Annotated in this window: 10 protein-coding genes and 1 pseudogene; 8 read left to right on the top strand and 3 right to left on the bottom strand. The window is 48.6% G+C overall.

Translation table 11 applies throughout. The features are described from left to right. Positions 1–4: 4 nt before the first annotated feature. Complete coding sequence (locus tag SD71_RS02375; protein WP_041059020.1) at positions 5–946, bottom strand: RluA family pseudouridine synthase; 942 nt, start codon at positions 944–946, stop codon at positions 5–7. A gap of 21 nt (positions 947–967) precedes the next feature. Continuing rightward, positions 968–2,608: a CAP and S-layer homology domain-containing protein gene (locus SD71_RS21845; protein WP_161793319.1), complete on the bottom strand. Its 1,641-nt coding sequence runs from the start codon at positions 2,606–2,608 to the stop codon at positions 968–970. Between the two features lie 136 nt (positions 2,609–2,744). Between SD71_RS21845 and SD71_RS02365 the strand changes: the two genes are divergently transcribed. The 6 genes from SD71_RS02365 (at position 2,745) to SD71_RS02340 (ending at position 8,561) form a co-directional block, all read left to right on the top strand. Beyond that, positions 2,745–3,473 carry a hypothetical protein gene (locus tag SD71_RS02365; protein ID WP_041059018.1) on the top strand — a complete coding sequence of 243 codons (729 nt, stop codon included), beginning with the start codon at positions 2,745–2,747 and terminating at the stop codon, positions 3,471–3,473. Positions 3,474–3,508: 35 nt separating this feature from the next. Next, on the top strand, positions 3,509–3,916 hold the full coding sequence (locus tag SD71_RS02360; protein WP_041059017.1) for a GntR family transcriptional regulator: 408 nt from the start codon (positions 3,509–3,511) through the stop codon (positions 3,914–3,916). Then, positions 3,913–4,833 carry an ABC transporter ATP-binding protein gene (locus SD71_RS02355; protein WP_041059015.1) on the top strand — a complete coding sequence of 307 codons (921 nt, stop codon included), beginning with the start codon at positions 3,913–3,915 and terminating at the stop codon, positions 4,831–4,833. The genes SD71_RS02360 and SD71_RS02355 overlap by 4 nt, the downstream gene beginning before the upstream one ends. Further along, a complete protein-coding gene (locus SD71_RS02350) occupies positions 4,830–5,732 on the top strand; it encodes an ABC transporter ATP-binding protein (protein ID WP_041059012.1) in 903 nt (300 codons plus the stop codon). Before SD71_RS02355 ends, SD71_RS02350 begins: the two co-directional genes overlap by 4 nt. Beyond that, positions 5,729–6,988 (top strand): ABC transporter permease, encoded by a 1,260-nt coding sequence (locus tag SD71_RS02345; protein WP_041059009.1) that lies wholly within the window; start codon positions 5,729–5,731, stop codon positions 6,986–6,988. The genes SD71_RS02350 and SD71_RS02345 overlap by 4 nt, the downstream gene beginning before the upstream one ends. A gap of 172 nt (positions 6,989–7,160) precedes the next feature. Next, positions 7,161–8,561 (top strand): N-acetylmuramoyl-L-alanine amidase, encoded by a 1,401-nt coding sequence (locus SD71_RS02340; protein ID WP_041059007.1) that lies wholly within the window; start codon positions 7,161–7,163, stop codon positions 8,559–8,561. Positions 8,562–8,637: 76 nt separating this feature from the next. Here the strand turns inward: SD71_RS02340 and SD71_RS21840 are convergent. Then, positions 8,638–10,025 (bottom strand): annotated as a pseudogene (locus tag SD71_RS21840) (N-acetylmuramoyl-L-alanine amidase). Positions 10,026–10,456: 431 nt separating this feature from the next. On the opposite strand from SD71_RS21840, the gene SD71_RS02330 reads away from it, so the two are divergent. Further along, positions 10,457–11,377: a sugar phosphate isomerase/epimerase family protein gene (locus SD71_RS02330; protein WP_041059005.1), complete on the top strand. Its 921-nt coding sequence runs from the start codon at positions 10,457–10,459 to the stop codon at positions 11,375–11,377. Between the two features lie 44 nt (positions 11,378–11,421). Next, on the top strand, positions 11,422–12,534 hold the full coding sequence (locus SD71_RS02325) for a sugar ABC transporter substrate-binding protein (RefSeq protein ID WP_041059003.1): 1,113 nt from the start codon (positions 11,422–11,424) through the stop codon (positions 12,532–12,534). Positions 12,535–12,562: the final 28 nt, after the last annotated feature.

The following is a 12,562-nucleotide window of genomic DNA, read 5'->3' as shown; positions in this document are numbered from 1 at the left end:
TCATTTACTTAGGGGCAGGGTCCCGGAACACATTCATGAACGTCTTCGGGATCTCGGTCTCGAAACGCATCAATTTACCTGTACTCGGATGCGTGAAGGCAAGCACGCGGGCATGAAGACCCAGCCTTCCGATCGGCTTCGTTCTGGAGCCGTATTTCTTATCGCCGACGATGGGGTGGCCGATGTCCTGCATATGTACGCGGATTTGATTTTTGCGTCCGGTCTCGAGGCGCACCTCAAGCAGGGAATAACCTCGGCTCGCTTGAAGCAATTTGTAATGCGTGACCGCGTGCTGACCATCGTTCGGGTACGGGCTGGAATACATTTTTAACGTTGCGCTTTCCTTTAACCAGGAAGAGACGGTTCCCTCGGCTTTCTTGACGGAGCCTTCGACTAATGCGACATACGAACGTTCGTGTACGATATCCTTCCAGCCGTTCTGCATCGTTTGCTGAATCCTCTCGCTCTTCGCGAACATCATGACTCCGGAAGTATCCCGATCCAAGCGGTGCAGCACAAATATCCGGCTGCCGGGATCGGAGGCACGGACATGGGCGGTGAGCTGCCGATAGGCGGTCAACTCGGTTTCCTGCGCAGACGCGATGGACAATAATCCGGCGTCCTTATGCACGACAATGAGATCTTCGTCTTCATGGAGAATCTTAAGTCCGATCAAAGGCGGAGCCTCCGCTGTCTTATCCTTGCGGACTGTGACGGTCTGTCCGGGCTGCAGCGAATAGTTATAAGCCTTCTCGATCTTGTCGTCAACGGATACTTGTCCATGCGAAAGCAAGGACTTCACCGAATTGCGTCCTTGATTAGACAGCTTGTTTAATAGAAAAAGAAGAAGCTCCGATGGTTCCGTAACCTTGTAGTTCCTTGCGGGCGTCTCGCTTCGTTTGAAAGCCCCGCCGACTCGGCGGGGCGAATTGTTGTTGCGTCTCATCAGCAGTTATGATCCTCTCGATTACAATGGCATACGCACATCGATTATATTTTTGATGAACTGGACAGCTTCCGCGCGGGAGAGCTTATCGGCTCCGGCATAGCCGTTAACGGTTTTGGATGTTTTACCTTTGGAATAGCCGTTGTCCAGCACAAATTGAATGGCCTTGCTACCTGTAAGTTTAGAGCCTTCAAACGAAGCAATCAACTCTGCCACCGCCAGACGGTTAATCGGCATCGTTCTGGCCTTCGTATTCACGCTTCCGCGCAAGGTGAGTTTATTAGCGGCGGCATAGGTGTAATAGCTATTCGACCACCTGCCGCTCGCGTTGGAAGGGACGCTGACGTCCAATGCTTCAAGGTACATTTTGAGAAACTCTTCTTCAGTTACAAATGTATCCGGCTGAAACGTTCCGTTCGGATAGCCGGTCACAATCTTATTTTTGACTGCCCAATCGATCGCTAAACGGGCCCAGTGAGTGGAAGTGTCCTTGAACTTGATGATCTGTTCAGGCTTCTGCGTCGGCCCAGGAACCGTAATCAGATCCGGCAGCGGAATCGGCGACGGTGCCGATTCTGTGACCGGCGGCGCCAAGTATTTCTTAGCGCTTATGAAATCGACGGCATACGAAATGTAGGTCTGGGCTCCGTACCTTGTCTTAAGACCGTTAACGGTAACTTCGTACCGGTCGCCGTCACGATATTCGTCAATACCGTCCGGGCGGAAAATGATCGCAGGCCCTGTACCGTAATGGCTGTTTTCAACGTTAAAATAAGCTCCCTTAGCCGTGACCTGGCTAACTCCGGCATCGAGCTCCCATGTTCTGCCGTCACGCTCCCTCTTAACCGTCACACTGACTTGGCTTTGTGCCGGCGTTGCATACTCATCGGGATTAATGCTTACCGACCACGCATAGTAGGATTCGAACACTTCATTCGGAATAGGTCCCGGCGCCGGATAAGCGATATAGCGATAATCTACTTCCCCGGAGCGGCTGACATCGAACACCTGCAGCGCAGAGTAGGTCCATTTCGTCTTGCTGTCGGCCAAGCCCAGTCCGACCTGCTTCAGCGGGGGGTTAAGAATCCAGCGGCGATGTCCCACCCGATCCAGGTTATAGGTGTCCGAATCTTCCATATAAGCATCGATGGAACGGGCCATGATGTGATCGACATAACCGTAAGATCCATAAATATTGGCACTCGAGGTCGAGCCGTAACCGATTTTGTAAAACTCATTCGCCATATCCGCAGGCTGCGCGGGCGTATGGCTGAATTCGTCGCCGGCTGCCAGCAATACTGAGCCATGCTGCGCTTTGAGATTAAGCGCGGCAGTAGTCGTAATGTCATACGGCAGGCCGCTGATGAAACGATAGAAATTCACGGCATTCAGACCGTCTTGAATGTAATCCGGACGCAGGGTGCCGGGCGTATAAGGAGTTGCGGTGGCAGGCTTTGTAATATAAGGATTGCGGAAATCTGCAGCAGGGTGCATAAGATTCTGCCACATTGAGGCAACTTCTCGGGCGGTACGTATAGGCAAGCCGCTGTCGGTGTATGTGGAAGCGGCGGATGTGCCGGCCGGATTGAGCGTCAGGGTAAAAGAAAAAAACATGGCTATTATTGCTGTTGCCGATAAAAACTTGCGAATCAATTGTTTCATCTCGCTTTCTTTGGTGTTAATAAATAAGTTCGATAAATAGCAAAACATTCCTTTTGCATTGACGATTAGAATTTATTCATCTATAGTGTGTATATTGATATACACACATGAACACTAGGCGACAGGGGGCGGTCGTTTGACCCAGCGGCAAGCTATTCGGCATCTTGGTTCCTATTTATTGAGGCGGGAATGGATCGGAATTGTGGTTACTTTTTTATTCGCTCTGTATACCGGAGGCTTCATGAGCTTTTCCGTTAACGGCCTAATGAGTGATGAGAAAATCCCGGAGTTTCTTAACGGTCTTGTGGATTGGATTTATTTAACGATGTTTCCGACATTCGGGCTGCTGATGAACAAAACCGTATTCGCGGTTTGGAAAGGGGATGTCTATTCCAAACGGATAGCACACTGGCTCACGATGCCGATTCCCAGGTCAGCCATCGTTAAGGTAAGGATTCTGCAAACCGTGATCATGCTTCCGGTCATCGGGATCGCGTTTCTACTTTTTCAATATATACTCGCACCTGAGCTTCGAGCGGATATCTCGGTGCTGCAATGGTTGGGTGCGGGGCTGATTTGGATGTGCTATGCCTTTGTCATCGACGCCTTGTATACCTTGTTCGAGTTCGGATTCGACGGAAAGCGGAATGTTGTGTTTTGTATGGCGTTTATGGTCTTCACGGTCGCCTTATCCGTGGTGTTGACCTGGCGGGACGTTCATCTGTTTCAAGCCGCTATTCGTGCCGCAGGTTCCGAAATCTATCCGCTGTTAACTGTTTTATTGGTTACGACGTCGTTTATGGCAACCTGGATCGGATATCGCGCTACTTTAATCCGTTTAAATAAACGTTCATTGAACTTCTGATAAGAAGTGAATGAGTAAGGAAAAGAGGTGAGCATGTGTGGCTGCCGATTCGAATTGATGAGCAGCGTCCGGAACCCCTATATCATCAGATAGAAGTGCAGCTGCGCGGGCTCATTCTCGGCGGCCAGCTGCAGGAAGGCGCACTGCTTCCATCCATACGGGAGCTGGCGATGTCTCTGAAATGCAGTGCGATAACGGTGCGAAGGGTCTATCAGGACTTGGAAAATGAGGGGCTCATCCGCACGCGGCAAGGTACGGGTACTTTTGTGGCGGGGGTGGACTCCGCTGCCCGCGATGAACATAGACTGGACCGTGTGGCCGAGGAGTTGGAGCGGGCTATTGAGACCGGGCTCCAGCTGCAATGCACGGTGAAAGAGATGGAAGATCTTTTTCAACGGATTGTTGCGCGAAAAGTGAAGGACAGGAAGGAGGGGCCGTCATGACCGGCTTGGATGATGCTGCAAATGCGGTTACGCTGCGAGGCGTAAGGCTCCAAAGAGATCGATTTCAGCTTGGCCCTCTTGATTGTGATATTCCCCGCGGCATGGTGACGGCTATTGTCGGTCCCAATGGCTCCGGCAAGAGCACCTTGTTCCGAATGCTGCTGGGATTGGAGCCTGTTACGAGGGGTGAAGCTGCCGTTCTGGGAACACGCCTGGATCTCAAAAACGATGGATCTTTCAAAGCACGAATCGGGTTTTTATCGGAAAACCCTCACGCTTATGAGAACTCCTTTACCGCCGATGAGAAAGCCCGGTTCGCCAGCAAATGGTATCCCTCTTGGGACTGGGAACGCTATCGCAAGCTGCTGCGCCACTTTGACGGCGACGGGAATGTGAAGCTTTCCAAGCTGTCCAAGGGAATGCGCCGCAAGGTGGAGCTGTCCATTGCGATGGCTCATGATCCGGAGCTGCTCCTGTTGGATGAGCCGTCTTCGGGCCTTGACCCGTTCGCTTGGAAAGTCATGCTCGAGGAACTGCAACGTTATATGGAAGCCGGGGACAAAACGTTGATTCTGGCTTCCCATGTGACGGAAGAAGTTAGGCGATTGGCGGACTACATCCTATTTATTTACCGAGGACGTATTCTTGGCTTGTATGAGAAAGACCGGCTTTTCGACGATTGGCGCGTACTGGCAGTGCAGCAACAGGGTTCTGACGGCAGCGGGAAGCTGCAGCAGACACCTGGGCTTCAAGGATTGTCGGAAACCGGACCGGGGTTGTTCCGGCTTGAAGTGAATGAGCCGGAGCGGGCGGAGACTTACTGCCGTTCTTGCGGATTTCAGGTGCTGGGAGTACAGCGGATGGAATTGGAAGATATACTTGGATGTTTAATTCGTAAGGAGGAAGCAAGGAGATGAATTCGTTAATCGTAGAGCGTGTCGTCAAGAATTACGGCGACAAAACAGCCGTTAACGGCCTAAGTTTCGAAGTCTCGGAAGGTGAGATTTACGGATTGCTGGGCGCGAACGGCGCAGGTAAAACAACGACAATGAGGATGGTTTTGGGACTTATTCTGCCGGATGCCGGCGACATTCGTTATTTAGGAAAACCCTACAGCAAAGAACAGTTGAGCATGCTGGGGTATTTGCCGGAAGAGCGAGGCATGTATCCGAAAATCAAAGTGAGCGACCAAATTATTTATTTGGCTCAATTGCGCGGTATGTCCCGCAAGGATGCCGAACAGAACTTAAAGATTTGGCTTGATAAATTCCAAGTGCCTGAGTATTACAACAAAAAGGTAGAAGAGCTGTCCAAAGGCAATCAGCAGAAAATCCAGTTCATTGCCGCCGTTATACATAGACCTCGCATCTTAATCCTTGATGAAGCGTTCAGCGGTCTGGATCCGGTGAATGTCGAGCTGCTGAAAGCAACGGTGAAAGAGCTGCGGGATAATGGAACCAGCATCTTGTTCTCCACCCACCGGATGGAGCATGTGGAAGAGCTGTGCCGCAATATTACAATTATGCATAAATCAAATCCTGTGCTGCAGGGACCGATCAAAGAGATCAAGAAACGTTTCCCGCAGGAACGTGTAATTGTGGCGTCGGATGGCACGATCGACGGACTGGAAGCGGTAGCCGGCGTGAATCGGGTCATTCGTCACGAGCATGGCGGTTACGAGTTGAAGGTGCAGTCGCCGGAAGCAGGGCAAGCGATACTGCGGCATGCATTGGCGCAAGGGCCTGTGACGAAGTTCGAAGTCATGGAGCCGACCTTAAACGAAATCTTTATCAAAACGGTAGGTGAGAACCAATGAATAGTATATGGACCGTCATGGCGTTTACAATGCGCAACAAGCTGAGGAGCAAAGCTTTTATAGTCACCACCATCGTACTCGCGGTATTGCTGGTTGTCGTTGGCAATCTGCCGTACATTTTAAGCAAATTCGATTCGAACGGACCGGCAGCCGTAGGTTATGTAGAAGGGCAGCAACCGGCCGTCATCGCTGCTTTACAAAAGTATTACTCCGCGCAGGAGGAACCGGAAGTTGCCCTTCAAGCTTATCAATCGGAATCGGTGCTTAAACAAACGCTGACGGACGGCAATATTGACGGCTATCTCACCTTCGTTGACGATCCGGTCATCCATTTTCCGAAGACAACCTACAACTCGGACAGTGCGCTGGGTTCGGGAGCGTTTCCATCGCTGTTAACGGGTCTGCAAGCTGCAAAGAACGAATTGGTTGTCCAGGATTTAGGTATTACGGAAGCACAGAGAACGATGTTGGCGGCGCCGGTCGAGTTAACCCCGGTTCAGGTCAGCTCTGGCGATGACACCGGTAAAACTCAGGAAGAGCAAGGCACGGCGATCGGTTTAACCTATGTACTCATTATTCTGTTATTTATGGCGGTCATGATTACAGGACAGCTGATTGCAACTGAGATTACTGCGGAGAAGAGCTCCAGGGTGATGGAAATCCTCGTCACGAGCGTCTCGCCTCTGAAGCAGATGTTCGGCAAGATCATCGGCACGTTCCTGATCGGATTGCTGCAAATCGTCGTATTGTTGGGGGCGCTTCTGCTTAATCTTTTGCAGCCGCAGAACGCTGGAGCTTTAGAAACGATGGGCGTGCAGCTGCAGTCGATCGATCCAGCGCTTGTAGCATTCGCAGTACTGTTCTATTTAACGGGTTTCTTCCTATATGCGACTTTATTCGCTGCGGTCGGCTCCATCGTAAGTCGAACGGAAGATTTGGCGCAAGCGGTGATGCCTATCACTCTCATAACTGTTGTGGCATTCTATGTTTCGATGTTCGGGCTCACACATCCGAATCATATACTTATCGTCATCTGCTCATTCATTCCGTTTTTCACACCGTTCCTGATGTTCCTGAGAATCGGCTTAGGTGATCCCGCGTGGTGGGAAGTCGTGTTAGCCATCGGCATTCTGCTGGCGTCGGTACTCCTTATCGGATGGATCTCTGCGAAGATTTATCGCGCGGGCGTACTGATGTACGGCAAGAAGCCTTCGATGAAAGAGTTGTTCAAGGCGATGAAGGCTTATAAGGTTTAACAGGGATATATGGCACTTTGTATCCGATTCGTCAATAATCGGGACAAAGTGCCATTTTTTTGCTTCTACAAAGCAACCTTTGTTGTCTTTGGTCGTCTAATGTTGGGAAAGCAAGAAAACTACCGCATAGTTATTCGATAGGAAGGTAGAAATTTTACTCCCGAGGTGAAGCATGAAGAATTGGGTGACCTTTCTTTTCGTATTTGTATTTATGCTGTGCTTGACTGCCGGAATCACTTACGGGCAGTCGCCAACTCCAAGTATCGTTCTGAATGGCAAAGTCCTAACTCTCAAAGAGCCTCCTGGATTTATTGGAAAACATATGATGCTTCCTGTACGCGCGGTAGGAGAGAGCCTTGGCTACATAGTGAGTTATGATAACAAAACGGAGCGTGTTTCAGTAAAAAACGGCAGCTCCACTATTGTAATGACGCTCAATAATTCAACCGCAATGGTGAATCAAAAGACATTTACTTTGGAAGCCCCACCCACGATAGCTTCGGGTACTACACTTATCCCTCTTAGATTTGTTAGCGAAACTTTGGGATTGCAAGTGTACTGGGATAATGTAAGCAAAACTGTGTTCTTATACTCTGCTGAATCAACGGACAATTCGGGTACAGTTGATGAATCGGATACTCCTGCTAATCCAGTTGATGTTACCGCTCGTCTACGTCAGGTCATCTACGAAAATGGATCGGTCAATTTGAAGTACGATGGGGTGCTGACACCTGCCGTGACGACTTTGGAAAATCCGGATCGAATAGTAGTCGATTTGGCTGCAGTAGACTTCGCCGACGATTTTTTGCCGGCGCTTTCCGCGGACCCGAAGGCGCCGCGTTTGGGTGAACTGCCCATCTCAGGCGATCCCGTGCTGCAAAAGGTTCGTTATTCTGTGTTTAGCGATAATCCCAAGACAATTCGTTTCGTGTTGGATTTAAATAAAAAATCGGAATACGAGATACATAACAACGCAGAAACTGGGGAAATCCAGATTGTATTTGATTCTGAAGAGACGCCGCAGCAGAACACTTCGCTATATACTGTAGTTCTGGATGCGGGACACGGAGGCACGGACCCCGGCGCTAAAAGCATTTCAGGTCGCTGGGAGAAGGATTTTAATTTAAACGTCATATTGAAGGTGCAAGCACTGCTTAACCAAGAACCACAGCTTAACGTGGTACTTACCCGAAATGGGGATTCCTTTCCCGCTTTGGCGGAGCGGGTCAGCTTGGCGGAATCGCTGAATGCCGACCTCTTCCTATCGGTACATGGCAACAGCAATATTAAAAGCAGCATAGTAGGAAGCGAGACTTACTATACGCGGCCTGAAAGCCTGGACTTTGCTAAAATGGTTCATGATTTTGCCGTTCCAGCAGTTGGCTTGAAGGATCGAGGTATTCTCCAAAAGAGTCTGCATGTTACCAGAGAAACAACAATGCCAGCCGTATTGTTCGAAGCGGGATATCTCTCAAATCCGAACGAAGAACAACTCATGTATACTGAAGATTTTCAAAATCAGCTCGCGCAGGGACTGGTTACAGCAATCACAACGTATTTGAAACTGCCATAATAACAAACATGACTAATGTATTGCATTTATACAAAGACCCCTCCAAGTCAAAAGGAAGGGTCTACTTTTTTATTACTTATATTTTGAAAAACTGCTTAATTGACGTCGCAATTGCCAAGGCCATTTTGTCCTGCACTGCTGGATTATACATTTGCCGCTCTTCTTGGGCATTTGAGATAAAGCCCATTTCCAGCAGTACGGATGGCATAGTCGTTTCCCTAATCACATAGAACTCGCTGTCTTTATCTTTCTATCGTTAAAGCCAACCATCGTTTGTAGATTGTCGTGCATAATCTTTGCCAGTCGTTGGCTGTTGCCATGCATGTAAAACACTTCCGTTCCGTGCGCCGAGGACGGACCTGCATTTGCGTGAATAGAAACAAAAGCGTCTGCATCTTTGTTGTTGGCTAGGTTCGTGCGATTGCTTAAAGTCGGGTAGCTGTCGCCGGTTCTGGTCATTAACACTTCGATATTACCCTCTTTGGCTAATAGAGCTTGTGCCTTTTTCGCTACTGCCAACGTAAAGCTTTTTTCGGATCTGCCGGTTACCGAAATTGCGCCAGGGTCTTTACCACCGTGACCGGCATCGATAACCACTTTATATTTAGCTGCAGAAGCCGGTTTAGCGGTGAAGTTAAACAAGATCTGTTGCGTGTCGTTCATTTGACGCACTGTCATTGTTGCATTTTGCGATAAATCAAAAACAAATCGAATGGTGGAGGTTTTCTCGTCGAATAGCCCATATCGAATCTGTTTGATTAGCGGGTGACTTGTTTGGATCGTCCCGGCGAAAGTCGCAGGGTCATCCAAATTAACTAAGCCATTAAAACCACTTTCAAAATTGGAATTCGGCACATCAACCACAATACGATTCGGGTTTTGAAGGGTGAAAGTAGAATATGAAGCTTTTCCCGCATATGACAGCACCAGCGAATGATCTGATTGGGTTACAAAATCCTGAAGCACCGTTTTGTCGGGGGCGTCATGAACGGGTGGTTTTGTGTTTTCCCCTGAAGATGGCACGTTTGTATCCACATTACTCGATAGATGCACCGTCTTTGTTACGGAATTCCATTTCACTTCTAAACCAAATTGTTCTGCTATAAAACGAAATGGCAGCATTGTGGTGCCTTTGATTACAACAGGCTTTGATTGCATATGCAGGATTTGACCGTTCATTACAGCATCAGAGTGATTAAGCTGTAATTGCAGCGTTGTTGTGGCGTCAGTCACCGTAACCATCTTGTCTTGTGCGCTATAATAAACGTCATAGCCTAGCGAATTGGAGATTACCCGAACGGGTACAAGAGTTGTGCCATCTTTAATGACTGGGGACTGTGACAAAATGAGCTTAGCACCATTTAGATATATACTCGGGGTGACTTCTGCGGCATACGTTTTTTGTCCAAACGCAATGGTGATAAATAGAAATGACAAGGCAAGAACAACAAAAAACTTTTTCATTATACTTTCTTTGCTCCTCACAATCTAGTCTGGGTGATTATTTCGATCAACAGATACTTAGACGCCACTTTGTATCAACTAGTTTCTATATTCGCAGCTTTGAAACATTAGAATATTATTGGTTGACATGCCGTGAAGGAATCTAACCTCGCTTGGAAAAAATCACATAAAGTCATAAAATTTCTTTTATGTTCATGAAAAAATGAAAATAATTGAAAATACTTGACAAAAACAAGCGATTATTTTAAGTTAAACGTAGGCAATAACTCAATAACTTTCATCTAGTTTCAAAATTTATCGAACGCAGATACGTTACTTGGGAGGGGGCTCGGTCACCAGCGACCGCTTTGTAAGCGCTTATCCATTCACCCGCGCCGGAAATGGCCTTCAAGGAGTGAAAGAGAGAACCTAACTGACAAGGAGAGCTATACATGAAATTCGCAACAAGGCTTAATTCTTTTCCCAATCGCTCAATCGTCGAGACCATCGATCAGATCGCTGCGGTATCGGGTCTCACTCATGTGGACCTGAATTACCCGGAACATTTTCAAACGAACTCCGTTCAAGAAATTAAAGAGGCGCTGGAGCGGAACAACATCAAGCTGAACGCCATCGCACCGCGGTTTCGAAATGAGTTCATCAACGGCGAGCTTGGAAACTCCAATCCGGATGTCGCACGCAAAGCCATTGAACTGTGCAAGGAATCAATTGACATTTGCAGAGAACTGGGCGGAGAACATATCATTGTGTGGATGGGCTATGAGGGATTCGATTACTCCTTCCAGATCAATTACGCCAAGGTTTGGAAGCAAGTCGCCCAGGCATTCGAAGAAATTTGCCGTTACGGCTCCGATCTGAAAGTCAGCATCGAGTATAAACCGTTCCAACCCCGCGCTTATTCGTTCATTTCCAGTTATGCAGATACGCTGCTGATGGTCGGAGATGTAGGCGCTGTCAATCTGGGTGTCACTCTTGATTTCTGCCACATGCTGATGAAGGCCGAAAATCCTGCCTACGGGCTATGCTTGGTCGCTGAGCGAAACAAATTGTACGGCGTTCATCTGAATGACGGGAACAAGCTCAATGATGACGGACTTATAGTAGGCTCGGTCAACTTTATTCAATCGCTTGAGTTCATCTATTATCTGAAGAAGTATAGCTATCAAGGTGTTGTTTATTTCGATACTTTCCCGATTCGCGAACAGCCTCTGGAAGAGCTCAAGGCCAATATTGTGATGTTTAACAAACTCGACCAGTTGATCGACCAGATCGGAATGGATCGGATACAATCGATCATCGATCGCAACGACGCCGTCGCAGCGCAGGAAATCATGCTCGCCTGCCTGAAATAAACTGCTTTGCCAAGCATTCATACTATTATTTGGGGGAAACAAGAATGAGAAGAATAGGTTCTTTGAAAGCGCTTGTATTGGTTATGATTTTCGCACTGTTTGTAGCAGCTTGCGGTTCGAACAACGGAGGAGGCAACGGCGCGGCTGCACCGAGTTCTTCCGGGTCTGCTCCGGTAGAAACCGCAGCGTTCAACCCTGATGAGGCGGACGGCGTCGACTTTAAAGCAATGCGGGAGCAGCTTGGCGCGGTGCCTAAACCGTCCGGATCCATTAAGCTGGGAGGAGTTTCCAAAGCATTCGAGAATGAATACTGGAGAACTTTGAAAGAAGGTATGGAACTCGGCGCCAAGACAATGAAAGACTCCGGCATCGATGTAAGCATCGACGTCAAGGCGGCTCAAGGTGAAGGGGACGAACAAGGCCAATTGTCCGTCGTCAAAGACATGATTAACAAGAAATATTCTGCTCTGCTGCTCTCTCCGATCTCCGACGGCAATCTGACGCCGGGTGTAGAAGACGCGAAGAAAGCCGGAATTCCGGTCATTAACGTCAATGACGGCCTGATTGCCGCCGCTCCGAATTTCGTAGGTCCTAAAGCGATTCAAAATGGAGAACTGGCAGCAGAATGGATTGCAAATAAAATTAACAAGCAAGGTGAAGTTGCCATTGTGATCGGCATGCCGAAAGCGTTTGCAGCTCGTCAACGCACGGCTGGCTTCGAAAACTGGATGAAAGCCAATGCGCCGGATGTTAAAATCGTAGAGAAGCAAAATGCGGACTGGGATCGGTCTAAAGCGAAGGATCTCGCTCAAACCTGGATCAAGAAGCATCCTGATTTGAAAGCGATTTTTGCGAATAACGACACGATGGCACTCGGCATTGTGGAAGCGGTTAAGGCATCCGGTAAGAATATCCTCGTTGTCGGCGTTGACGGCATCGGCGAAGCTTACGAATCCATCAAGAAAGGCGAACTGGCCGCTACCGTCGATTCTTTCCCGAAATACAAAGGACAAATTTCCGTGGAAGTGGCGCTTCGCGTCCTCGGCGGACAGAAGCTGCCGCGTGTCGTATGGACGCCGCAAGCTTTGATTGACAGCACTAACGTAAACACTCCGGCTGAAGAAATCATCGGCTGGGAGAACGCGAAGTTCGAATAATCAAGCAAGCTGAGCCAAGAGAAATAGC

This window comes from Cohnella kolymensis, assembly GCF_000829465.1.
GTDB classification, from domain to species: domain Bacteria; phylum Bacillota; class Bacilli; order Paenibacillales; family Paenibacillaceae; genus Cohnella; species Cohnella kolymensis.
Note: the sequence above shows the minus strand (reverse complement) of the source record. Positions and strands in the feature narration are given on the sequence as shown.